At 34.6% G+C, this 23,670-nt stretch carries 21 protein-coding genes and 1 pseudogene; 14 read left to right on the plus strand and 8 right to left on the minus strand.

The features are described 5' to 3' along the window. The first annotated feature begins 69 nt into the window (after positions 1–69). The 8 genes from EAG08_RS14900 to EAG08_RS14935 all read left to right on the plus strand — a co-directional run bounded on the left by EAG08_RS14900 (position 70) and on the right by EAG08_RS14935 (position 13,058). Positions 70–1,992: an ABC-F family ATP-binding cassette domain-containing protein gene (locus EAG08_RS14900; RefSeq protein WP_129536125.1), complete on the plus strand. Its 1,923-nt coding sequence runs from the start codon at positions 70–72 to the stop codon at positions 1,990–1,992. Between the two features lie 196 nt (positions 1,993–2,188). Continuing rightward, positions 2,189–2,545: a hypothetical protein gene (locus EAG08_RS14905; RefSeq protein WP_129536126.1), complete on the plus strand. Its 357-nt coding sequence runs from the start codon at positions 2,189–2,191 to the stop codon at positions 2,543–2,545. 432 nt (positions 2,546–2,977) lie between these two features. Beyond that, positions 2,978–5,362 (plus strand): TonB-dependent receptor, encoded by a 2,385-nt coding sequence (locus tag EAG08_RS14910; RefSeq protein WP_129536127.1) that lies wholly within the window; start codon positions 2,978–2,980, stop codon positions 5,360–5,362. Positions 5,363–5,389: 27 nt separating this feature from the next. Further along, positions 5,390–5,950 carry a hypothetical protein gene (locus EAG08_RS14915; RefSeq protein ID WP_129536128.1) on the plus strand — a complete coding sequence of 187 codons (561 nt, stop codon included), beginning with the start codon at positions 5,390–5,392 and terminating at the stop codon, positions 5,948–5,950. A 141-nt stretch (positions 5,951–6,091) separates the two neighbouring features. Continuing rightward, positions 6,092–7,426, plus strand: a complete 1,335-nt coding sequence (locus EAG08_RS14920) for a trigger factor (RefSeq protein WP_129536129.1) — start codon at positions 6,092–6,094, stop codon at positions 7,424–7,426. Positions 7,427–7,606: 180 nt separating this feature from the next. Then, positions 7,607–8,770: a serine hydrolase domain-containing protein gene (locus tag EAG08_RS14925; RefSeq protein WP_129536130.1), complete on the plus strand. Its 1,164-nt coding sequence runs from the start codon at positions 7,607–7,609 to the stop codon at positions 8,768–8,770. Between the two features lie 436 nt (positions 8,771–9,206). After that, positions 9,207–9,893: a hypothetical protein gene (locus EAG08_RS14930; RefSeq protein ID WP_129536131.1), complete on the plus strand. Its 687-nt coding sequence runs from the start codon at positions 9,207–9,209 to the stop codon at positions 9,891–9,893. Between the two features lie 312 nt (positions 9,894–10,205). Further along, positions 10,206–13,058 (plus strand): M16 family metallopeptidase, encoded by a 2,853-nt coding sequence (locus tag EAG08_RS14935; RefSeq protein ID WP_129536132.1) that lies wholly within the window; start codon positions 10,206–10,208, stop codon positions 13,056–13,058. 85 nt (positions 13,059–13,143) lie between these two features. Here the strand turns inward: EAG08_RS14935 and EAG08_RS14940 are convergent, their stop codons facing one another. Next, positions 13,144–13,728 carry a DUF3109 family protein gene (locus tag EAG08_RS14940; protein WP_129536133.1) on the minus strand — a complete coding sequence of 195 codons (585 nt, stop codon included), beginning with the start codon at positions 13,726–13,728 and terminating at the stop codon, positions 13,144–13,146. Positions 13,729–13,738: 10 nt separating this feature from the next. Next, positions 13,739–14,644, minus strand: a complete 906-nt coding sequence (locus EAG08_RS14945) for a DUF6427 family protein (RefSeq protein ID WP_129536134.1) — start codon at positions 14,642–14,644, stop codon at positions 13,739–13,741. 42 nt (positions 14,645–14,686) lie between these two features. Between EAG08_RS14945 and EAG08_RS14950 the strand changes: the two genes are divergently transcribed. Further along, positions 14,687–14,920: a DUF6341 family protein gene (locus tag EAG08_RS14950; protein WP_129536135.1), complete on the plus strand. Its 234-nt coding sequence runs from the start codon at positions 14,687–14,689 to the stop codon at positions 14,918–14,920. A 70-nt stretch (positions 14,921–14,990) separates the two neighbouring features. Here the strand turns inward: EAG08_RS14950 and EAG08_RS14955 are convergent, their stop codons facing one another. The 6 genes from EAG08_RS14955 to EAG08_RS14980 all read right to left on the minus strand — a co-directional run bounded on the left by EAG08_RS14955 (position 14,991) and on the right by EAG08_RS14980 (position 18,692). Then, positions 14,991–15,428 (minus strand): universal stress protein, encoded by a 438-nt coding sequence (locus tag EAG08_RS14955; protein WP_129536136.1) that lies wholly within the window; start codon positions 15,426–15,428, stop codon positions 14,991–14,993. 64 nt (positions 15,429–15,492) lie between these two features. After that, positions 15,493–16,098, minus strand: coding sequence for a fumarylacetoacetate hydrolase family protein (locus EAG08_RS14960; protein ID WP_129536137.1), 606 nt, complete (start codon positions 16,096–16,098; stop codon positions 15,493–15,495). Positions 16,099–16,110: 12 nt separating this feature from the next. Next, positions 16,111–16,668, minus strand: coding sequence for a hypothetical protein (locus EAG08_RS14965; RefSeq protein ID WP_129536138.1), 558 nt, complete (start codon positions 16,666–16,668; stop codon positions 16,111–16,113). Positions 16,669–16,685: 17 nt separating this feature from the next. Then, positions 16,686–17,087 (minus strand): putative signal transducing protein, encoded by a 402-nt coding sequence (locus EAG08_RS14970; protein WP_129536139.1) that lies wholly within the window; start codon positions 17,085–17,087, stop codon positions 16,686–16,688. A gap of 3 nt (positions 17,088–17,090) precedes the next feature. Then, the gene (locus EAG08_RS14975; protein WP_129536140.1) at positions 17,091–17,855 is read right to left on the minus strand and encodes a 3'-5' exonuclease; all 765 of its coding nucleotides are present in this window, start codon (positions 17,853–17,855) and stop codon (positions 17,091–17,093) included. Between the two features lie 93 nt (positions 17,856–17,948). Beyond that, positions 17,949–18,692, minus strand: a complete 744-nt coding sequence (locus tag EAG08_RS14980; RefSeq protein WP_129536141.1) for a CDP-alcohol phosphatidyltransferase family protein — start codon at positions 18,690–18,692, stop codon at positions 17,949–17,951. A 163-nt stretch (positions 18,693–18,855) separates the two neighbouring features. Here EAG08_RS14980 and EAG08_RS14985 point away from each other — a divergent pair. The 5 genes and pseudogenes from EAG08_RS14985 (at position 18,856) to EAG08_RS15005 (ending at position 23,635) form a co-directional block, all read left to right on the plus strand. Beyond that, positions 18,856–20,782 (plus strand): annotated as a pseudogene (locus tag EAG08_RS14985) (LTA synthase family protein). Between the two features lie 149 nt (positions 20,783–20,931). Continuing rightward, positions 20,932–21,348, plus strand: a complete 417-nt coding sequence (locus EAG08_RS14990) for a DUF2147 domain-containing protein (RefSeq protein WP_129536142.1) — start codon at positions 20,932–20,934, stop codon at positions 21,346–21,348. 104 nt (positions 21,349–21,452) lie between these two features. Beyond that, positions 21,453–21,950, plus strand: coding sequence for an RNA polymerase sigma factor (locus EAG08_RS14995; protein ID WP_129536143.1), 498 nt, complete (start codon positions 21,453–21,455; stop codon positions 21,948–21,950). After that, positions 21,940–22,560, plus strand: a complete 621-nt coding sequence (locus EAG08_RS15000) for a hypothetical protein (RefSeq protein WP_129536144.1) — start codon at positions 21,940–21,942, stop codon at positions 22,558–22,560. Before EAG08_RS14995 ends, EAG08_RS15000 begins: the two co-directional genes overlap by 11 nt. A 91-nt stretch (positions 22,561–22,651) precedes the next feature. Continuing rightward, complete coding sequence (locus EAG08_RS15005; RefSeq protein ID WP_129536145.1) at positions 22,652–23,635, plus strand: pyruvate dehydrogenase complex E1 component subunit beta; 984 nt, start codon at positions 22,652–22,654, stop codon at positions 23,633–23,635. The last annotated feature ends 35 nt before the right edge of the window (positions 23,636–23,670 follow it).

Below are 23,670 nucleotides of genomic sequence, written 5' to 3' on the forward strand. Positions count from 1 at the left end.
TTTATTTTGCGTATTTTTGCACCCGAAAAATATTCAGTACACATTATTCATCATTAATTACTCATAAAGATGCTTTCGGTTCAAGGTTTAGGCTTACATCATTCGGGAAACTACTTGTTTCAAAACGTGAATTTCACCATTAAAAAGGATGATAAAATTGGTTTGGTTGGTAAAAATGGAGCAGGGAAATCTACGCTTCTGAAAATGCTTTCCGGCGAAATTACTTTCTATGAAGGTAACATCGTTCCTGAAGGAAATATTACCATAGGATTCCTGAAACAGGATCTTGATTTTGTGAAAGGCAGAACCGTTTGGAACGAAACCATGCAGGCTTTTGAGCAAATCAATGCTTGGAAAGAAGAACTTGAGGAAATCAATCATCAACTAACCGTAAGAACCGATTACGAAAGCAATGCTTATACAGATTTGATCAACAGAATGACTGATCTGAATGACCTTTTGATGCACCATGATGCTTATAATCTGGAAGGTGATATTGAAAAAGTTTTATTCGGTTTAGGATTTAAAGCAGATGATTTCCAAAAAATCACTGACGAATTTTCCGGAGGTTGGAGAATGAGAATCGAATTGGCAAAGTTGCTTCTTCAGAAGAATGATTTGATGCTTCTCGATGAGCCTACCAATCACCTGGATATGGAATCGATCATTTGGTTGGAGAACTTTTTGAAAGATTATCCGGGAGGAATTCTTCTGGTAAGTCACGATAAACAGTTTATGACAGCTGTTTGTAACAGAACTTTCGATGTCAATAACAGAAAAGTAGATGATTATAAAGCCAATTATTCTAAATATTTAGTGATGCGTGAAGACCGACGTGAAAAACTGATTCAGGCTAAAAAGAATCAGGACTCGGAAATCAAGCAGATGGAAGATAACATCAATAAATTCCGTGCGAGTGCGACCAAAGCTTCTTTTGCGCAGTCTTTGATTAAAAAATTAGATAAAATAGAGCGTATTGAAGTAGACAACGAAGACGTTTCTAAATTCAACATCCGTTTCGTACAGTCGCAGGTTCCCGGGAAAGTTATTTTCGAAGCTGAAAATCTTGGGAAAGCTTACGGTCAGAAACAAATCTTTGATGATGTAGACTTTATCGTTCAGCGAGGTGACAGAATTGCACTTCTTGGACAAAACGGACAAGGGAAAACAACTTTAGCGAAAATTCTTTCAGGAGATATCAAAGATTATTCAGGAAGCTGGAACTTAGGTCACAACGTCAATATTGGATATTTTGCTCAAAATCAGGAAGAAGTTTTAACTCCAAATAAAACGGTTCAGGAAGAAGCTGAAGATGCCGCAACCGAAGAAACAAGACCTAGAGTAAGAGATTTGTTAGGTTCTTTCCTTTTCCAGGGTGAGGCCGTAAATAAAAAAACAAAAGTACTTTCCGGAGGTGAAAGAAACCGTTTGGCATTGTGTAAATTACTTCTTCGTCCGTTCAACACGTTGATTATGGATGAGCCTACCAATCACCTGGATATTCAGTCTAAGGAGATTATCAAATTGGCTTTACAGAAATTTGAAGGTACGTTAATCGTGATTTCTCACGATAGAGAATTTTTACAAGGACTTTGTGATAAAATTTACGAATTCCGTGACGGACATATGAAAGAATTTTTAGGTGATATCAACGAATATCTTGTTTTCAGACAGAAAGAAAGCATCAGAGAAATTTCTGCAGAGAAAGCAAAACTTCACACCGATGAACCAAAAGTTGAGGCGAAGAAAGTTGAAGAAAAACCTGTTGTCAATCAAACAACCATCGTAACAAAAGAACAAAAAAGTATTCAGAATAAACTGAAGAAAGTAGAAGAGAAAATTTCTGAACTGGAAACTGCAATCGAAAATTTCGAAGCATCTTTTACAAAAGATAATCCTTCTGAGGAAACTTTAGAAAAGTACAATAAAACCAAAGAAGAGCTCGATCTTGCACTGCAGGAATGGGAGCATTTGGGAACGCAGTTAGATTAATCTTTAACGAAATATAAATGAAGGATGGGTTTTGAGCTCATCCTTTTTTGTGAATGTTTAGCCTGTATATGAACTTTGTGTTTCTGAAGCTTGTGAGCTCCGTAGGAGCGATATCATTCACAACAAATTATCATTAAATAACCATAATTTAATCTTTAATTAAAATCCTTTAAAATATTATTCCTATTTTTGTCAAATGATTTTCAAGGAAAGCAGACAATTAAAAAGCTTTATCTCAAAACTGATGTTTGGGATTTACTTTTTTGCGTTGTTTTCTTCAAGCTTTCACAGTCATGAGTCTTCTGATGTTTTTATAGGTTTTAATCTTAAAAAATCAGAGAATAGTATTTCAAAATCTGAAGCCAAAGAAAAAGCAGGTGACTGTTTGGCTTGTCACTTCTTGGCCACCGGAAATACTTTGGTTCCTGAAGAATTTAGTTTTACTTTCGAAAACTACACGCATGAAGTAGAACAAATTATTGCAGTTCAGGAAAGAATTTGGTCTCAGACAAAATTCACTTTTCAACTTCGGGGTCCACCCACCATTTCTTAATTACAGATTTACTTACCGGATTTTTAAGTTTAAATTTTTTAGAATTTGAATGATTTTCAAATGCATGATGTATTTTAATTAAAATAACATGATGTTTTTAAACCATTTAGGAGATTAAGGAGTTAAGGTTATGAAAATAAAAATCAGATAGATTTTTCCAAGTAGGCTTCAAAAAGCGAAGCTCAACTTAACTTTTCTAAACTTCTTAATAAAAAATCTTAATGGTTTAAATTAAAACTAATAATTCATTACTTTCTGAAAATCAGAGCATTCAAAATTGAATACTTTGAACTTTAATATTAAAGAAAATCCAATCAAATTTTTAACGAACAATACTTTCTGTTGTTGCAAATCATCAATTATGTTGATGTAAAGCTATGAGCGAGAAGCAAGTAGCCAATGGCAAAAAAGTATACAATCAAGCTATTTACAATGAAACTGATTTATAGTGTACTGCTGATCCTATGTGGATTGGTATTTACAAACGCACAAAAAACTTTCACTGTTCAGGGTACAGTACAGGATTTTCACGATAAAACCATGCTCGAAAATGCCGTGGTAAAATTGGGAGATTTCACTGCCAAAACAGATAAAAGCGGAAAGTTTTCTTTCAATAAAATTCGTTCGGGAAATTACACACTCATTGCAAAGCATCCTGATTGTAATGATTATACTGAAAATGTAGGAGTTACGCAGGATGTTCACCTAGCCATTACTTTAGAACACCACATTGGTGAAATAGAAGCCGTTACCGTTCACGGAAGTCATAAAACGAAAGGTTCGGTGATTATGCAGACGTTGAGTCACTCAGATATTGAGAGAAATTCAACTGAAAATCTGGGGAACCTTTTATCAAAAATATCGGGAGTTACGGCACTTAAAACAGGAAACAATATCTCAAAACCTGTGATTCACGGTTTATATGGAAGTCGAATTGCAATCGTGAACAACGGCGTGAAGATGGCGGAACAGGAGTGGGGTGTAGAGCATGCTCCCAATGTGGATGTGAATGATTTTGAGCACATCGATGTCGTGAAAGGTGCTTCTGCATTGAAGTATGGAAGCGATGCTGTCGGTGGGGCAGTTGTTTTAGAACCTGCTGTTTTGCCTAAAAGAGATACGATAATGGGAAGTATTAAACTTTCCGGTATTTCCAATGGTAGGGGTGGTGAAATCGCAGCAAATGTTGCTAAAACATGGAAAAACCAATGGTTTGTAAAAACAGGCGGAAGTTACAAGAAGCTGGGAGATTTGTATATTCCTCATCATACGCTGCAGAATACCGGAGCGGAGGTGAATTCTTTTAATTTCTCTTTTGGAAATCATGGTTTTATGCAAGGTTTTGATGTTTCATACAGCGGCATCAATCAGGAATTTGGAATTTTTAAAGGTGCGCATTTAGGAAATAATTTAGATTTTAGAAATGCTATCAAATTTGGACAGCCTTATTACCTCGATAATTTTAGCTATGATATTGTGAACCCCAAGCAGGAAGTTGAGCATCATATTGCAAAGCTGGCTGCTTACAAGCGTTTTGAAAACTTTGGGAAACTCAGCTTTCAATATAGTTTTCAAATAAATCGCCGTAAGGAATTTGATATCAGAAGAGGAGAGCTCAATGAACTTCCATCGATGGATTTGAGATTGATTACGCATTCTGCCAGCCTTACTCATCTTTTAGAAAGAGGAAACTGGAGCTTAGAAAGCGGTCTTTCGGCAGGTTTTCAGGATAACTATCCGAACCCTTCTACGAAAGCAAGACGTTTAATCCCTGATTATTACAGATATGATGCAGGCGCTTTTTCTGTATTTAAATATAAATTCAGTTCAAAGCTGAATGCAGAAGCCGGAGCGAGATATGACTTCAGCAGATATGATGCTTACAAATATTATGATGCAAAAGATTGGAATGAAAAATTTGCAAGTCTCTATCCTCAGTTTTTTGTAAGAGAAGCTGAGAGCAGAATTTTGACGCGTCCTATCTTAGATTATCATAATTTTTCTGCCAATCTGGGATTCAATTATAAGCCGAATGCTGCTTTTGAATTTAAATTAAACTTTGCAAGAGCAGACAGAACCCCGAATCCTGCTGAACTTTTCTCTGATGGGCTTCATCATTCTGCTGCCATTATTGAGGAAGGAGATTTATCTATTCAGAAAGAAACAGTTTATAATGCAAATCTTTCGATGATTGGGAAATTCAATGTTTTAAAGGGACTACATATTGAGGTTAATCCTTATTATATGATTTCAGATAGTTTTATCAATCAGGTGCCGACGGGTATAGAGTCTTCAAACAGAGGTGTTTTCCCGGTTTGGAGTTATCAGCAGATTAAAGCCAGGATTTTTGGGATTGATGCCGATGCGGAACTTAATATTCTTGATAATCTAAAATGGAATACGAGTTTCAGTGCCTTAAAAGGCGATGATCTCACCCATGATGAACCTTTGATCTTAATGATGCCAGCTAATCTGAGAAATGCGGTTGAGTTTAAATTGAATACACCCAAAAACTTCTACGTACGTGTGGAAAACGAAAATGTCTTCAGACAAAAACGTTTCCCCATCAGAAATCAGAATCTTGATTTTATTGAAAATGGCACTACATTCAATGAAGAACTTGACCTAAGCACGCCTCCTTCAGCATACACATTATTCAATGCATCTGTAGGTGCAGACTTATTTAAAAATCTGAATCTTAATTTCAGAATCAATAACATTTTTAATACAGAGTATCGTGAATATCTTAACAGACTGAGATATTTTATGCCGGAATCCGGTAGAAACTTTATCGTTACTCTCAAATACAATTTCTAATTATTAATACTTAAAATTAAATTTAAAATGAAAAAATTATTCAATATAACCTTATTACTTTTAGCGACAGTTTTTATCTTATCATGTAGAAATGGAGATGATGATATCCCGGAAGATATCCACGAGCATGACGAAATTGGTAAGGTGGTTTTAACATTGACTAATAAAGCTGATGCAGCAGATATTCAAACCGTAAATGTAATTGGCGGAGTTGCAGACGCACATCTTCACTTGCATCAGGGCGATACTTACATTGCTGTACTCGATTTCCAGATCAAGCATGATGACCATTACCATTCTTCTGATGAGATTGAGGAAGAAAAAGATCATCACTTTATTGTATTTAATCCTGCAGATGCAGACATCACTTTGATCAGAGCTGCAAATGATATCGTAAGAACTGACGGTCAAAAGTTAGGTTTAAGAACAGAATGGAAAATCAATTCTACACAGGCAACTGGTAAAATGAATATTAAATTAATTCATGCTCCTACCTCAGTTAACCAGAATTATCCGTCAGCATCCAACCAGTTAGGACAGACTGTAGGAGGAGAAAGCGATGTTGATATTACGGTTGACACACATTAGAATTTTTAAAAGACAAAATTTTTAATATTACTTAAAGACACTATTCTGTAGTGTCTTTTTTATTTTAACGTATTATAACAAAAGGAATGGCTTGTTTTAATAAAAAATTCATATTTTTGCAACCTAAAATTTTAATCAATAATGAAGGTTACCGCAAAAAACCATGATGATGTAAGTGCATTGCTTACAGTAACATTGGAGAAATCTGACTACAAAGAAAAAGTAGAAAAGCAATTGATTAATTATGCTAAAAACGCACAAGTTCCTGGTTTCAGAAAAGGAAAAGTGCCTTTGAGTATGGTTAGAAAGCAATATGAAGCAGGGATTGCATTCGAAGAAATCAACAAACAAGTTTCTGATGCTTTGAATAACTATATCAACGAAAACAAACTAAGACTAGTAGGTCAGCCAGTACCTCAGCCGGTGAATGATTTCAACCACAATGCTGAGAAATTGGAAGTTGCTTTCGAAGTAGGTTACGAACCAGAATTTACTATAGATTTGGCTAAATATGAAGCTCCACACTACAAAGTAGAAGCTTCTGATAAAGAAATCAGCAAAAGCATCGAGAACATGCAAAAGCGTTTTGCAGAGCAGGTTCCTCAAGACAAAATCACTAAAGATTCTTACATCAACTTAGAGATTTCTCAGGTTGTAGAAGAAGATGCTGAAGGTGAGCACCACCACCATCCAAAAAATGCAACCATTACTGCTGAAAACAAAGATGCTTTCAAATTGGTAAAAGGTCTTAAAATGGATGAGTCTGTGAAAGTTTCTAAAGAAACTTTGGCTGCTGACGAAAACTTAGCTAAAGAATTAGGATTCACTAAAGAAGAAGCTGAGCATTTGCACCACGCTGAAGTTGAGGTTAAAGTAAAAGATTTCTACAGCCTAAACTTAGCAGAACTTAACGAAGAATTATTCGATAAAGTTTACGGTGAAGGAAACATCAAAACTGAGGAAGAACTTAAAGACAAAGTAAAAACTGAGCTAGATGAATACTTCCAGCAGAATGCAGACGTACACTTTGTAAACAAAGTATTGGAGCAGGTTTCTGAAAAAGAAGAAGTAAAACTTCCTGAGTCATTCTTGACGAAGTGGTTGGTATTCTCAAACCAGAATATCCAGTCTGAAGAGCAGGCTAAAGAAATTCTTGAAGCTGAGAAAACTCAATTGAAATATCAGATCATCGAAGGTAAATTAATGTCTGATAATGATATCAAATTAGATTACGCAGACGTATTAGCTCAGGCTGAGCAGTTGGTAAGAAACCAATTGGCAATCTACGGAATTCACCACTTAGGAGACGAAGAAGTTCAGAAATATGCTGCTGAAATGTTGAAAGACCAGGAGCAGGTAAGACAAATCTCTTCTGAGGTTGCTATGGCTAAACTAAAAGATGTAATTCTTGAAAAAGCGACTAAAAAGGAAACTGCAATTTCGCACGACGAATTTTTAGAAGAATTGAAGAAGTAATTTATTCTTAAATAATATTTGAAAACCTCCAAGCAATTGGAGGTTTTTTGCTTTTAGGTAATGCGTATATTTTGATTTTCGTTTTTTTAATTAAATTATTTTATATAATTGTACATTTGGATGCTATCTGATTTAATTCCAACTTCTTAATCCACTAAAGTTCTCAGAAAGCAAAATATTATGAAGGATATAAGTCAGATAAAAAATAATCTATTTCATGTTTTATTAATTTTATTTTTAGGGATAAATTTTTCATGTTCCGTTACAAAATCAAAAAGAACTGAAGTCATTTCTGAAAAGGTAGACCCTTTGTATATTGAAATTGATAGGCTAGGTAAGGAGCTTACCGTTAAAAACAATGTTCCCGGAATCGCTGTAGCCGTAATCAAAAATGGAAAAGTAGCGTGGATTCAAACGGTTGGTTATGCAGATTTGGCAAGCAAGAAACCCGTAACATCTAAAACTATTTTTAATATAGGCTCTATTTCTAAGTTAGTTTCTGCATGGGGTTTTATGCAGCTTTCAGAAAAAGGACTTGTAAAATTAGATGAACCGGTTGATAAATATCTTACCAGATGGCATTTCTCCGAGTCAGAATTTAATCAATCAAAAGTTACCTTGAAAAGATTACTGAGTCACACTGCGGGACTTTCTGTCCATGGGTATGGAGGTTCAGATCAGGGAATACGACTTCTTAGTCTTGAAGAATCGCTCAATGGAAAAACTAAAAGAAATGGCGAAACGGTACATCTTATTAATGAGCCTGGAACGAAATGGCAATATTCAGGAGGTGGTTACACAGTCGCGCAACTGTTGTTGGAAGAGACAACTAAAAAAGGTTTTTCGGAATATATGAAAGAGAATGTCTTTCTACCACTTAGAATGAAAAATACCAGCTATGAATGGACCGAAGATATGATGGGAAACTCAGCAACTGCGTATGACGAATTGGGTAAACCCATAAAAAACAGAATTTTTACCGAAAAAGCTGCCGCAGGATTGCAAACAACTATAGAAGATTTGGCTCATTTTGCAGAACTTTCGATTACACCTGATAAAAATCAATTGAATAATGTTTTAACAAAAGAAACAATTCTATTAATGGAAACGCCTGTGCTTCCTTTTTCTAATGAAGGAAAAAGCGGCTTGGGATATAGATTTCTGAATTTTGACGGATTTGAAACAATAGGGCATACCGGAGAAAATGCCGGTTGGAGTACAGCTTTGCTTTTGGATTTACCAACTAAGAGCGGTATCATCGTACTTTGTAACGGATCACTCGGAGATCGTGTTTGGTTTCCAATCTATCAAAATTGGGTAAAAACAATAAAATCGAAAAATTAATTTGAGTTATTATTTTATGAAAAAGAAAAACCCAGCCGAAGCTGGGTAAAAACTAATAACCATGAAAACTCAATTAAACATGAGAATCGATTCTATTGGAAGCAATAACTGTACCTAGAAATGTTAACAAATCATTAATAAAAGTTATTTGTTTGTTAAAATGAATGTTGGTTTAAAAATATTCTAATTCAATATCTACTCAATACTTCTAAACTATAGAAAATCCTCCTCGTTTGGAAGGTGATTCTTTCGGAGAAAGAAAGCAGGGTGGTTTAAGATGAGCGCATCATCAAAATGTAGCTATTTATTTTAAATTCTTGAATTCCCATTATTATAATAAGCAATATTTATTGGGGTGTTTTTTTTCGGAACAGAACTTGATAGCCTTGTACCGTTCAAAATTCTTATATTTACATCATTAAAATTTAATATTATTATGAAAAAGATAATCGTTCCGTTTTTCTGTGCTGTACTTTTTTCTACATCAGCAGTCGCACAAAAAACATCTACGGCTACCGTAAAATCAACTGCTTCAACTTCGCAGATCACTCCAAAACAAGTAATCGATAACTATCTTACCGCTCTTGGAGGAAAAGCAAAACTGGAAGCGGTGAAATCTACCATCATCGAAAACGTAATCAGTGCTCAGGGAATGGAAATCAATTCTACCACAAAAAAAATGGGGAATAAGTTCAAATCTGTGCAATCTGTAATGGGGCAGGAGATGACTCAGGTTTTTGACGGTGAGAAAGGATATTCTAACCAGATGGGTGCAAAAACAGATTTCCCAGCAGATAAAATTCCTGAATTGAAAAAAAGCCAGACGATTGATGCGTTGGCCTATGATCCGTCAAGCTTTCAGACCGTAGCGGTTGAGAAATTAGATGGTAAAGATTATAATGTATTGTCTTCAAACAAAGGTAAGTTCTACTTTGATGCAGCTACAGGATTACTTTACAAAGCAGGAAGCGGTCAGGGTGATGCCATCATGAAAAGCTATATGACAGTTGACGGAATTAAATTCCCTGAATTGATCGAAGCTGAAGGAGGCGGACAAAAAGTGAGCATCAGAACCACAAAGGTTACTTTGAACTCTGGAGTGACTGAAGCTGATTTCAATTAAAGAATAAATCTTTAAATCAATATAAGACCGGAATTTTTCCGGTCTTTTTTGTTTGTATTTGATGAGGGAATAGAGTTATAATGCTTCTTAAATAAAACAAATTACTGCAAAATAGATTTGGGTAATTAGCAAAATCTACGAAATTAAATAGACTTATAATCATCGAGATACAGTAAAATGAAGGCTTAAATTATTAAACAACTGTTTGTGAAATAAACTTTAACTCAACTTTAACTAAAATTCTAGGGATAAAATTTTTTGTAATTGTGATTAATTTATACTTTTATCACGCAAAATTTAATAAACAACTGTATGAAAAAAGTTCTATTGTCATTAGGAATAGTCTTCATGGCTTCAGCTAATGCATTCGCACAGAATATCCCATTGGATCCTTCTGTCAAAACTGGTACTCTTCCAAACGGAATGAAGTATTATATCAAAAAAAACACATTACCAGAAAAGAAGGTAGATTTCCGTTTAGCGATCAACGCCGGATCTATTCTTGAAGACGAAAACCAAAAAGGTCTTGCTCACTTTATGGAGCACATGAACTTCAACGGAACCAAAAATTTCCCAGATAACAAATTGGTAGACTTTCTACAGTCAATCGGTGTGAAATTCGGACAACACCTTAATGCCTACACAAGCTTCGACGAAACTGTGTACATGCTTCCCGTTCCTCTAGACAAGCCGGGAAATCTTGATTCGGGTCTTAAAGTAATGGAAGACTGGGCTTTTAACGCAACGTTGACTGACGAGCAGATCAACAAAGAAAGAGGGGTTGTATTGGAAGAACTAAGATTAGGTTTGGGGGCAGATAAAAGAATGAGGGATAAATATTTCCCTAAAATGCTTTACAAATCGCATTATGCAGACAGGCTACCTATCGGTACAAAAGAAGTTCTTCAAAACTTTAAGCCGGATGTTATCAGACAATTCCACAAAGACTGGTACAGACCAGATTTGATGGCATTAGTTGTGGTAGGAGACATCAATGTGGATGAGGTTGAAAAGAAAATTAAAGATAATTTCAGCAAATATAAAAATCCTTCAAAACCAAGAGAAAGAAAGGTTTATGATTTACCGAATCACCAAGAGACTTTAGTGGCAATAGAAACCGATCCTGACGCTACCAACTCTATGGTACAATTCATGATGAAAGACACGGAGTCTTACCAACCAGATGTAACTGTACAGCAGTATAATCAAAGCATGGTAGAAAATGTAGCGACTACAATGTTGAATAACCGTTTGAGAGAATTGATCAACTCGAATAATCCACCGTTTACTTTCGGATCTGTATATCATGGTGGAGTAGTTGGAAGAACCAAGGAAGCTTTCCAAGGTTTTGCAATGGTAAAAGAAGGAAATCAAATCAGTGCTTTGAAAGTGCTTTTAGAAGAAACTGAAAGAGCAAAAAGATTTGGCTTCACACAAAGCGAATTAGACAGAGCGAAGTCTCAGATTATGTCTAATATAGAAAGATCTTACAACAACCGCGACAAAACGGAAAGCGATATGTTGGTAGACGAGTACGTGAGAAACTTCCTGGAGCAGGAGCCAATGCCGGGAATAGCCTGGGAATATGAAGATACAAAGACGTTTTTGCCTACGGTAACACTGGCTCAGACAAATGAGATCATCAAAAAAATGGTGAAAGAAGATAGTAGAGTGATTGTCATTACTGGTCCTAAAAAAGATAATGTGACGATGCCTACTGAGGCTTTGGTTCTTAAAACTTTCGATGATGTAAAAGTAGCCAATCTTAAACCTTACGAAGAAAAAGCGACCATCAAGAATTTAGTAAAACCATTCAAATCTGATGGTAAAATTGCTAAAACAGAAACCGATGCCAAATTGGGAACGACGACCTGGACGTTAAGCAACGGTGCGAAAGTAACTTTCAAAAAGACCGACTTTAAAGATGATGAGATTGTTTTCTCTGCAAGAAGTTTGGGAGGAAATTCATTGTTAAATGATTCAGATTATAACAATACTCAATTTGCTTATCAGGCTTTAAGCGAAGCGGGTGTAGCAGGAGCATCTAAGGCAGAATTGACTAATTACTTGGCAGGAAAGCAGGTGAATGTAAATCCGTACATCAGCAGTACTTTGGAAGGTGTTTTTGGGAGATCTAGCCAAAAAGACCTAGGTACAGCAATGGAGTTGTTGTATGCTTATTTCACTAATCTAAATTACAATCCTGAAGCATTCAATGCTTATAAAATGAAGCAGTCTGCGATGTTGGATAACCTTTTGTCTAATCCACAGACATATTTTGCAAGTGAGCACGCTAAGTTTACGAATCAGAAAAACCCAAGATTTATCGGACTTATTCCAATGGAGAAAGACTGGGCGGCAACGAACTATAAAAAAGCGTACGATGTTTACAAAGAGAAATTTGCCAATGCAGGAAACTTCCATTTCTATTTTGTAGGAAATATTGATGAAGCCAAATTTAAGAATGAAGTTTTACAGTACATCGCAAGCTTACCTACAACAGGAAAAACGACCAACTTCAAAGACACCGGGTACAGAGGAATCACCGGAGATCATACCAAAGTCTACAAAAAAGGAAAAGATCCGAAGAGTATGGTTCAGATCGTTTACTCGGGAGAAACTCCTTACAACGAGAAAGAGGCTTTGGCACTTGCAGCTTTAGGTGAAGTGGCAACCATCAAGGTGATTGAGAAATTGAGAGAAGACGAAAGCGGAATCTATGGTGGTGGAGCTAGAGGCGGAATGTATAAAGTTCCTTACGGAAATTATAATTTCAGTCTAAGTTTCCCTTGTGGACCCGAAAATGCAGATAAACTGACGAAGAGTGCTATCGCAGAACTTCAGAAACTGATTGATAAAGGTCCTGAACAAAAAGATCTTGATAAGTACAAAGAAGGCGAGATGAATGACTATAAAACAGACATCAAAGACAACAATTACTGGTTGAATGCTTTATCTAAAAACCAATTGGACGGAAGTGATAAGTATGAAATCCTAAATTATCAGGAGAAAGTAAAAGCACTGACGGTAAAAGATCTACAGGATGTTGCTAAGAAATATCTGACTAAAAACAGAGTAGTTGCAACTTTAATGCCTGAAGACGGGTGGGAAAGTGCTCCTAAAAAAGAAGCTGCTGCAACAGTAAAAGCGACCGCAGTAAAATAATCTTAGTCGATTATATATGAAAACAACCGCAGAAATTTTTCTGCGGTTGTTTGTTTTTATAAAATGTATAGCTACAACTAATCAACTATTTCCCATACTCCTTCTTCCACTCCTCGGCAACTTCGCTCAGGGTTGTGTAGAAATCTTCTCCGTATTTACGTGTTAACGGTGTTTTTAAGAACTTATATACCGGAACCTGAAGTTCTTTACCCAGAGTGCAGGCATCATTGCAAATGGACCACTCATGGTAGTTTAATGCGCTGAAAGAAGAATACTCTGTTACACGGATTGGATATAAATGACATGAGATTGGTTTTTGCCAATCAATAGCGCCGTCTTCGTATGCTTTTTCGATACCGCACTTAGTGATTCCACGCTCGTCAAAAGTCACGTAGGCGCATTCTGCATCTTCAATCATTGGGGTAACATACATTCCGTCCATTGGGTCGGTTGTCCATGTTCCCTGTTCTTCCAAAGCTTTAATTCCGTCCTGGGTAAGGTAGGGTTTTATTTTGTCGAAAATATTATCTAAAATCACCAACTCATCCTTATCCAAAGGAGCTCCCACATCACCTTCCACACAACATGCGCCTTTACATTTGGTGAGATTGCATACAAATTCTTCAGAAAATATATCTTCAGAAATTAATTTATCGTCTATTTGAATCATAATCTTTTTTTTAAAATAAATCGAAATGAGTGCCTGCATTAAAACCGATCAAGCTTATAATGATAACCCATAAGCTCACTTCCTGCATCCAGTATTTTGGCAAAAATCTCAGCATCCTGCTCATAATAATCGTTGCCGGAAAAGCCAGCAGCAAAAGGTATTCATAACGGTTGTTCATATATAAAATAATACTTACCAACTGTGCAAATGAGAACACCAGCAAGAAAGTATATTTGTAACGGCTGATAGGGCTTTTCTTATTATAATGTTTAAAGTGATCATATATTGCGTAAACCAACATTAATACTATAGGGATGAGTGGTAAAAGTTCGGTATAATCTGTTACAAATTTGATCTTCCCGAATGGTAAATAATCCATATTCCACTGATTAAATCTAAAGAAGAACATCAATGAGAAATAACTCAATGCAATCAACGACATTCCCAGAATGAATCTGAAGATATTTAAACCGATTCTTTCAGACGTAACGATGAGGTGAATCAGTACAAAGAAAATCATTGGCCACGTCGTCGGCAGAAAAATAAAATTTAAAGCTAAAATAGAACCTACCAAAACGTAAGATTTTTTTCTGAGGTCTTCATCTGTACTCGTGAGAAGAAGCAAAAGAAATGAATTGGTAAGCAATGCTACAGCAATTCCGATGTCTAATTTCCCGGGATACAGTCCGAAAACAAAAAATGTATAGAGCAATAATGGCAAATGCGTCTGATAATTCAGTGCAATCGCATTAAAACAGAAATAACCAAGCGAAATTCCAAGAAACGTAATGATGGCGATTATTGCTTCATACGTGTTGAAATTGAGGGTGTTAATTACAATAACTACTAAAAGAAGAAAACCAATATAAACAGGAATTGAAAAAATATTGCTTTCTTTTGAAAGTAATCTAAACATTTTTTATAAATTTGTGCAAAGTTAATTTAAAAAAGGAAAATAATGACGTCTTTCTTTCTATTCTTAAGTGATGTTTTCAAATGGTCTTTTGGTTTTTTCACAACCTTTGGAAACGTACTCAACTGGATTTTATTCATCGTTTGTTGCGTACTATTTACATATTGGTGCTATGTCTTGGTGGTAACACTTGGGGGGGACAAAGACAAAGAATATTATTCTCCGACTGAGGGTAAAAACCCTTACTACGATCCTACGATCTACAAAAAAGAAGGTTAATTAATTGGTTATATAGTAAAAAGACCGGTCAATTTTTTTTGATCGGTCTTTTTTATGTTATTGACTAAATTTAATCATGTATCGGCAATACCAAAACAGGTATTTTAGAGCTTTTGGTAATCCCTTTGGTTAAGCTTCCTACAAATACATCGTAAATTCCGCTTCTACCGTGGGATCCCATGACAATGAAGTCGGCATTTTTGGTGTCAGCGTATTCCAAAATAATATCTTTTGCAATGCCTTGTTTTAATAAATGCTCGCAATCGATGTTGTGTGAAAGAATTTTTTGATTAATTTTATTTAAAAGAACCAGTTCTTCTCTTATTTCGTTTTCTTCAATCTCCGGAAAATACTGATAGCCCATATCTCCGATTGCAAAACCAATGTCTGTGGGCGCTACGTGTATCAAATTGAGCTTTCCGTTTACCTTCTTCGCAAATTCTATTGCGCCATCTACAAGCTGATCTGTTTTTTCGCCAAAATCTACTGGCAATACAATGTTTATCATATTTTCATATTTTAATTTGTCTCTTAAAGATATGAAAAATTTATAAAAACGGCTTGTTAAATACTTATAATATTCTGATATCTAAAGCTTTTTCTTCCTCCAAATAGGCCTCTAAAATATCATTCTCAGAAACTTTCCCCACGCCTTCAGGAGTTCCCGTAAAGATTAAATCCCCAACTCTCAAAGTGAAATACTGCGAAACAAAAGCGATGATATCATCAATTTTAAACATCATGTCTTTTGAATTTCCATGCTGTACTTGTTCTTTATTTTTCAATAACGAAAACTGTAGATTTTCAAGGTCGTAATTTTCTTTTTTGAAAAAGCTTCCTACCACCGCAGAACCATCAAACCCTTTAGCCAGTTCCCATGGAAGACCTTTAGATTTTAAATCGCTTTGCAAATCTCTCGCTGTAAAATCGATTCCCAAGCCAATCTCTTCATAATGTTTGTTTGCCGTTTCTTTCTGAATATACTTTCCGCCTTTTGAGATTTTTACCACAATTTCCAGTTCGTAGTGAACATCGTCAGAAAATTCCGGAATATAAAAGTCATTTCCTTTCAAAACCGCAGTGTCGGGTTTCATAAAAATCACAGGTTTGTCTGGGATTGCATTTCCCAATTCTTTTGCGTGTTCACTGTAATTTCTTCCTATGCAGATTATTTTCATTATTCTTTTTATTTAATTTACAATTCCTTTAAAATATCCTTCTCCTTCTTCGAAATATTTTTCCGGACCGTATCTTTTCTGAACTTTTAGTTTTGTATATCCAAAAATGCTGTCTCCTTTTTTATAAGAATCTTTATCAAGAATCACTTTACTGTCAATGATTTTATAATATTCTTCATTCATAAAATCAAAAGGTCTATGATTATCGGTATAGTGGTAAGGCGAGATTTTGTATCGGTTATTTACAATATTTATACTGTAACCTCCGCCGCTGAATCCATCTCCTGTCGATAGTTTTATTTCCAGAGAAAAGCCATTATTACTAATATTAGAACTATAAGACTCGGTTGAAAGACTGTCAATTTTTGTTCGGAAGTTATTGGTTTTAATTTCTTCACTGTCTCCACCGTCAATGTATTGCTGTTTTTGATAATTAAAATCTTTGAATAGTGTCTTATTACTCATATGACTGTCAATCTCAACTTTCTTCCAAAAGAAAAAATACTTTCCTAGGATAAAAACGATTCCAATAATTACAGCAATAAGTAAGAGTTTTCCGATTCTCTTCATTTTACCAATCATACAAATTACTCATGTGTAAACTCATTCTCACAATAATAACACACATATTTATCACTTGAAAGTAGCGAAATTCCAAAGAAACTCGTCGAGCTGTCATCCTTATAAATATGATTTGAACCACATTTCGGGCATACAAAATCAAACTTTGGATTTTCAACGGTGTGCTCAACTTCCAAAGAGAACTTGTTGTTTTCGTGATAATCTGTAAGAATCTTCTCAGCATTCTCAAAATCATTTTCAAAAACCTGCAGTTGAATTCCGCCTAAAGCTTGTGACAACAACCAATCAGACTGTATCGTCTGCTCATTGGCAATGAAGCTCTGAATGTCATTTTCAGCTAAGATCTGTTTATCTCTGTTCGCTTCGAGAGCTGTTTCGTAAAATTTGAACTTAACTAAATCATTCATTTTTTAAAATTTACTTGATAACTGAATTTTTGTAAAAACTTTCTTCGTGTACAACGGGAAATCAGCATTCTGCAACCATCCGTAATACCCAAGGTCTTTTTTGAAAACATCTTTCACGCCTTGTCCTTTATATTTTCCGAAGTTGAAAACCTCGATATTTTTATCATTAAATCCGATAAAACCTGCCAAATCAGCATTTTTATTGTGGAAACTAAATTCACTCAGTGCATTGATATCTTTCGGAACATCATCATATTTTCCAACCTGAGCATCCAGAACTTCGAAAGTTGCCAAAACATCCGCTTCCGCCGAGTGAGCATTTTCTAAAGTTTTCCCGCAGTAAAATTGGTAAGCTGCACCCAGATTTCTAGGTTCCATTTTATGATAGATCGTTTGTGCATCAACTAATTTAAATTTACTTAAATCAAAATCGAAATCTGCACGAAGCAATTCTTCAGCCAATAACGGAACATCAAATCGGTTAGAATTAAACCCACCCAAATCTGCGCCAGAAATCATTTCTACCACTTTAGAGGCGATTTCTTTGAACGTCGGTGCATCTTTCACATCTTCATCATAAATGCCGTGAACTTCACTCGACTGTAGAGGAATTGGCATTTCGGGATTTACACGCCATGTTTTGCTTTCTCTTGAAGAATCCGGATTTACTTTTAAAATGCAGATTTCAACGATTCTGTCTTTTCCGACGTTGATTCCTGTGGTTTCTAGATCGAATACGCAAAGCGGTTTATGTAGTTTTAAATTCATTTTTTATTTGAAAGTATAAAGTTGTTTTTGTTTAAATTTCACCTTGTCAAGGTTCAAAACCTTGACAAGGTTGAGTGTACTAACGTTGAATCTTTATTTTAACTGTTTCTGAAAGATTAATGAAATTAAGATATAATATAAAATCACCAACGGAATTCCTACAGTTTTAAATATAATTAAAATAAGAATTGCACCAATCAATAAAGCTAATTTTGGATAATTATCCTGCAACTTCATCGATTTGAATTTCATTGCAATCATTTTAATCGGACTGATAAGAATCCAAGAAGAAATAATTGTTAAAATTATTAATGGTAACAATCCAATTTGAAGAATATTAAAGTTAGAGATATTGAAAAATTGTGGCACTTGATGAGGTCCCGATTGTGATATATAATAAATCCCAAAAATCAAGATTGTATTACTGGGCGTATTCAAACCTTTAAAATAATATTTCTGGTCTTCATCTAAATTAAAAATCGCTAATCTTAAACAAGAAAAAAGCGTGATAAAAAATCCTAAATATTTTATTTCGAATGGAAGCGGCATTCCAAAGAGTTCATTTCCGAAAGGTTCAAGCATTTTAAACATTGCCAAGCCGGGAATTAATCCGAAACTCACCATATCTGCCAAAGAATCCAGCTGAGTTCCCAAATTGGAATTCGCTTTCAAAGCTCTCGCAACAAATCCGTCGAAAAAATCTAAAATCAAGGAAAGGATAATACAAATTGCAGTCGTTTGATAGTCGCCTAAAATCAAATGTACAGCACCAACGCAACCCGAAAAAAGGTTTCCCAACGTGATGGCATTTGCGAGATTGTTCTTAATGAAATTCATGAGAGCAAAATTACATTTTTTAAAAATTTTAACCTTAATTAATATGAACTAAAAATTACAATACTGTGAATTTAACTTAAATTTGCATCTTGAAAATAGGCATGAAAAAATTATGTTTCATAGCCTACGATTACATTTTGACTTTTAAAACATGATAGTATAAATGAAATTTTTTAAAGAATTTAGAAAGCAAGAAGTCCTGATTTTATGTTACAGAATTTTTTGGCTTTTGTTTTTTATCAGTTTGCCAGATTTCTGTTTTGGTTTTTCAATAAAGATTTAATAAAAATAGATGGTGTTGCAGATTACCTCAGTCTTGCTTTCCATGGGATCGCATTTGATACGACCGCAATCTTGTATGTCAACTCGCTTTTTATTTTATTGAGTTTGATTCCGATTATCATCAATACAAAAAGGGTCTATCAGAAAGTTCTTTTCTGGCTGTATTTTATCACCAACGGAATTGCGTATTCGATGAATTTCGGTGATTTTATTTACTATAAATTTTCTCAGACAAGATTGACTTCCGCTGCTTTTCAGGTGGCAAAACATGAAACGAATATTTTAAAAGTTTTCACAGTTTCTACCAAAGAACATCCTTTTGTGGTTTTTTGGTTCATTGCGTTGATGGCTTTGTGGGTTTTTCTTTATAAAAGATTTAAAATCCAAGAGAGAAAACCTGTAAAGCTGATTCCTTATTTCATTCTTTCTGTGGTTACAATTTGCCTTTCCGCAGTTTTGATTGTTGGTGGAATTCGTGGAGATTTCAAACATAGTACAAGACCAATCAATCTGGTTGATGCCAACAAATTTGTGAAAACTCCACTTCAGGGAAACGTGGTTCTGAACAGTACATTCTCGTTTTTCAGAACCTTAGGAACTAATAATTTTAAAGAAGTACATTTTGTTGATGAGAAATTTATTGATGAAAATATTCAGCCTTACAAAATCTACGAAAGACAGGTTCAGGATAAGCCCAACATCGTTATTTTTATTGTTGAATCTTTTGGAAGAGAATATTCAGGAGCATTTAATAAAGATAAGAATATCAAAGATTACGTTTCTTACACGCCCTTTATCGACAGCCTGGCGAATGAAAGTTTAATTTTTCCAAACACTTTTGCGAACGGAAGGCAATCGATTCATGGGATGAGCAGTATTTTGGCGGGAATTCCTAGTCTTACGGATGCTTTTACAAGCTCGCCATATTCTAATCAGAAAATTCAGTCGATTGTTTCGGTTTGTAATGAAATGGGTTACGACACCTCGTTTTATCACGGAGCACCAAATGGTTCGATGGGATTTTTAGGCTTTGGAAATATTCTTGGTTTTAAACATTATTTCGGGAAAGATGAATACAATCACAATGAAGATTTTGACGGAATGTGGGCTATCTGGGACGAACCGTTCTTGCAATATTTTGCTAAAAATGTAGGAAAGACAAAACCTTTTATGGCAACTGTTTTTACTGCTTCGTCGCACCATCCTTTCAAAATTCCTGAGAAATATAACGGGAAATTCAAAAAAGGAAATGTAGAAATGCATGAGCCGATGCAGTACACCGATTATTCAATTAAAAAATATTTTGAAACAGCTAAAAAAGAACCTTGGTTCAATAATACGATATTCGTTTTCACAGGAGATCATCCCAATCAAATTTTTTATCCGGAATATGAAAAAGCAATGAATCGTTTTGCTGTTCCATTGATTTTTTACTCACCCAACCCGAAATTTAATTTAAAAGGTGTGAATAATGAAGTTGCACAACAGATTGATATTTATCCGACTTTAGCAGATTTAATCGGATATAATAAAAAATAAGAAGCTGGGGAAGAAGTTTGTTAAGTGAGAAAAAATATCCTGCCCTGATTGTGAATTCAGACGGTTCTTCGGAGCAGTTTATCATCGGAAATTACATTTATCGTTTTGACGGAAAAGAAATCACCGGAATTTATGATAAAAGGGATTTAGGGTTAGAAAATAATTTAAACGACAAATTAAAAACTCCGGAGGTCGAAAAAGGAAAACTCATCGCAAAAGCGTGGTATCAGGATTATATGAACAGAGTAATGAATAGAAAGCTGAATTGATTTTTTAAGACTGTTTAATTTTGAAAAAACGGCCTCTCTATTGTAATGTATGCAAAGGATAATAAAAATTGTTGCCTATTTAAAATTTATTTCTATTTTTAACTAATTAACAAATTGATTATCTATAAATAAAATTAAACTTATATAATATGAAAAAATTATTAGCAACATTTGCACTTTCTTTATTCAGTGTCATGTCGTTTGCGCAAATCGAAGGAAAATGGAAAACAATTGATGACGAAACAGGAAAACCGAAATCTATTGTTGAAGTATTTAAAAAAAGCGACGGTAAATACTATGGTAAAATTGTACAGCTTTTGATAAAGCCAGAAAATAACAACTGTGTAAAATGTAAAGACGACCGTAAAAATAAACCTTTAATTGGTTTGGAAATCATCAGAGGATTATCAAAAGACGGTAACGAGTTTGGAGGCGGAACAATTACTAACCCAAAAGACGGTAAAAGTTATAAGACAGAGATTGTGAGAGAAAATAATACGCTTAAGGTAAAAGCTCTTATCATGGGAATTGCAATGAAAACTCAAACTTGGCATAAAGTCGATTAATCAGTTTAAAAGAATAATTACATAAAAAAAGACAACTCAGCAATGAGTTGTCTTTTTTTATGTAATTATCTGTAACGAAAAATAAAATTATATACATATAAAGTATGAGTTCAGATTTGGAGAAAAAATTTATTGATGTTTTTAAAGAAAATCAAAGAATTGTACATAAAATATGTAGAATTTATACAAATAATTCTGAAGATCATGAAGATCTTTTTCAGGAAATCACGATACAATTGTGGAAGTCTTATCCGGGTTTTAAGGGCGAATCTAAATTTTCTACCTGGATGTATCAGGTTGCTTTAAATACGGCAATGACATTATTTAAGAAAACTAAGAGGTATCAATTCCAACAATTTGATATTAATGTTTCGTCTCTGAAAGTAAAAGAAGAAACTTATGAAGATGATGAATATAAGCTTAAAGAAATGTATCAACATATCTATACTCTGACTGATATTGAAAAAGCATTGATCATGATGTATCTTGACAATAAACCTTATAAAGAAATAGGTGATATTTTGGGAATTACAGAAGGAAACGCAAGAGTGAAAATGAATAGAGCTAAGAATAATTTAAAATCAAAAATAAATGCAAAATAAGATGGACGAATTAGAATTTTTAAAAACAGATTGGAATAAAGAATCTGATGAGTTTAAAGAATATTCAGAAAAAGAAATCTACACAATGATAAAGCGAAAATCTGTTTCGGTCACTAGAGTTTTATGTGTGATTGGAATTATAGAAATTTTTCTATGGGCAATTTATGGATATATTGACGGGCAGTTTCCTGTTTTACGGATTGCTTTATTTACAGTGTTCTTTGTCTTAATTCTTTGTTTTTACTTTAAAATAAAAATTGAGAAAAACTCAATTTCATTAATGAAAAGTATCTTAAATATTAAAAGAGTAATCTTAGGATATGCTGGCATTTCTTTTCTGTTGATAATAATAGATAATATTTATAACTTCAATCACTACACTAAAGATTTCATGGCTGGTCTTAATGATGGGTATAATCAAAATAATCCTCATACGACCAATCCGCAACTCATGAATCCGCAACTTGTAACTTATGTAATCTTTGCGATCTTACTATTGGTTTTTATATATTTTCTGTACCTGATTTATAAAAGTACCTACGGCAGAATTTTATTTCATCTTCGAAAAAATTATAAAGAATTAAGCGAGATTGAAGAAAAAGCAATTTGAACAAAATAATAATTCATTCATTCAATTACCGTTTTTGTTATGTAGATAATAAATAATTACTATTTTTGTACTCTAAATTTTTCAAATAAATATGGCAGAATATACTTTTCGTGAAGTGATTGCGCAGGCAATGAGCGAGGAAATGCGTAAAGACGAATCCATTTTTCTAATGGGAGAAGAAGTAGCAGAATATAATGGTGCGTACAAAGCTTCTAAAGGAATGTTGGACGAGTTTGGTGCTAAACGTGTAATCGATACACCTATTGCAGAACTTGGTTTTACAGGTATCGCCGTGGGTGCTGCAATGAATGGTAACAGACCAATTGTAGAATATATGACGTTCAACTTTGCACTTGTTGGGATTGATCAGATCATCAACAACGCTGCAAAAATTCGTCAAATGAGTGGTGGTCAGTGGAACTGCCCGATTGTTTTCCGTGGTCCTACAGCTTCTGCAGGTCAGTTGGGAGCTACGCACTCTCAGGCATTTGAAAACTGGTATGCAAATATTCCTGGTCTTAAAGTAGTAGTTCCTTCAAACCCTTACGATGCGAAAGGATTATTAAAAACTGCAATTCAGGATAATGATCCGGTAATTTTCATGGAATCTGAGCAGATGTACGGGGACAAAATGGAAATTCCTGAAGAAGAATATTATTTACCAATAGGAAAAGCTGAAATCAAAAGAGAAGGTACAGATGTAACTTTGGTTTCTTTCGGGAAAATCATGAAATTAGCCATTCAGGCAGCTGAAGATATGGCTAAAGAGGGTATTTCTGTTGAAGTAATCGACCTAAGAACAGTTCGTCCTTTAGATTTCGATACGGTTTTAGCTTCAGTGAAGAAAACAAACAGATTGGTAATTTTAGAAGAAGCTTGGCCATTTGGTTCTGTATCTTCAGAGATTACTTATATGGTACAGCAAAAAGCATTTGATTATTTAGATGCTCCTATTAAGAGAATTACTACTCCGGATGCTCCTGCACCTTATTCAGCAGCATTATTTGCAGATTGGTTCCCGAAACTTGAAAAAGTGAAAGAAGAAATCAAAAAAGCAATGTACGTTAAGTCATAGAAAAAAACTTCCGAAAGGAAGTTTTTTCATTTATA

Origin of the sequence: Chryseobacterium sp. 3008163, from assembly GCF_003669035.1 — a bacterium.
GTDB lineage: Bacteria > Bacteroidota > Bacteroidia > Flavobacteriales > Weeksellaceae > Chryseobacterium.

What these genes read in the sequence shown, in the direction of transcription:
- EAG08_RS14900 (WP_129536125.1), top strand. Translation starts at nt 70, where the DNA reads ATGCTTTCGGTTCAAGGTTTAGGCTTACATCATTCGGGAAACTACTTG.
- EAG08_RS14905 (WP_129536126.1), top strand. Translation starts at nt 2,189, where the DNA reads ATGATTTTCAAGGAAAGCAGACAATTAAAAAGCTTTATCTCAAAACTG.
- EAG08_RS14910 (WP_129536127.1), top strand. Translation starts at nt 2,978, where the DNA reads ATGAAACTGATTTATAGTGTACTGCTGATCCTATGTGGATTGGTATTT.
- EAG08_RS14915 (WP_129536128.1), top strand. Translation starts at nt 5,390, where the DNA reads ATGAAAAAATTATTCAATATAACCTTATTACTTTTAGCGACAGTTTTT.
- EAG08_RS14920 (WP_129536129.1), top strand. Translation starts at nt 6,092, where the DNA reads ATGAAGGTTACCGCAAAAAACCATGATGATGTAAGTGCATTGCTTACA.
- EAG08_RS14925 (WP_129536130.1), top strand. Translation starts at nt 7,607, where the DNA reads ATGAAGGATATAAGTCAGATAAAAAATAATCTATTTCATGTTTTATTA.
- EAG08_RS14930 (WP_129536131.1), top strand. Translation starts at nt 9,207, where the DNA reads ATGAAAAAGATAATCGTTCCGTTTTTCTGTGCTGTACTTTTTTCTACA.
- EAG08_RS14935 (WP_129536132.1), top strand. Translation starts at nt 10,206, where the DNA reads ATGAAAAAAGTTCTATTGTCATTAGGAATAGTCTTCATGGCTTCAGCT.
- EAG08_RS14940 (WP_129536133.1), bottom strand. Translation starts at nt 13,728, where the DNA reads ATGATTCAAATAGACGATAAATTAATTTCTGAAGATATATTTTCTGAA.
- EAG08_RS14945 (WP_129536134.1), bottom strand. Translation starts at nt 14,644, where the DNA reads ATGTTTAGATTACTTTCAAAAGAAAGCAATATTTTTTCAATTCCTGTT.
- EAG08_RS14950 (WP_129536135.1), top strand. Translation starts at nt 14,687, where the DNA reads ATGACGTCTTTCTTTCTATTCTTAAGTGATGTTTTCAAATGGTCTTTT.
- EAG08_RS14955 (WP_129536136.1), bottom strand. Translation starts at nt 15,428, where the DNA reads ATGATAAACATTGTATTGCCAGTAGATTTTGGCGAAAAAACAGATCAG.
- EAG08_RS14960 (WP_129536137.1), bottom strand. Translation starts at nt 16,098, where the DNA reads ATGAAAATAATCTGCATAGGAAGAAATTACAGTGAACACGCAAAAGAA.
- EAG08_RS14965 (WP_129536138.1), bottom strand. Translation starts at nt 16,668, where the DNA reads ATGAAGAGAATCGGAAAACTCTTACTTATTGCTGTAATTATTGGAATC.
- EAG08_RS14970 (WP_129536139.1), bottom strand. Translation starts at nt 17,087, where the DNA reads ATGAATGATTTAGTTAAGTTCAAATTTTACGAAACAGCTCTCGAAGCG.
- EAG08_RS14975 (WP_129536140.1), bottom strand. Translation starts at nt 17,855, where the DNA reads ATGAATTTAAAACTACATAAACCGCTTTGCGTATTCGATCTAGAAACC.
- EAG08_RS14980 (WP_129536141.1), bottom strand. Translation starts at nt 18,692, where the DNA reads ATGAATTTCATTAAGAACAATCTCGCAAATGCCATCACGTTGGGAAAC.
- EAG08_RS14990 (WP_129536142.1), top strand. Translation starts at nt 20,932, where the DNA reads ATGAAAAAATTATTAGCAACATTTGCACTTTCTTTATTCAGTGTCATG.
- EAG08_RS14995 (WP_129536143.1), top strand. Translation starts at nt 21,453, where the DNA reads ATGAGTTCAGATTTGGAGAAAAAATTTATTGATGTTTTTAAAGAAAAT.
- EAG08_RS15000 (WP_129536144.1), top strand. Translation starts at nt 21,940, where the DNA reads ATGCAAAATAAGATGGACGAATTAGAATTTTTAAAAACAGATTGGAAT.
- EAG08_RS15005 (WP_129536145.1), top strand. Translation starts at nt 22,652, where the DNA reads ATGGCAGAATATACTTTTCGTGAAGTGATTGCGCAGGCAATGAGCGAG.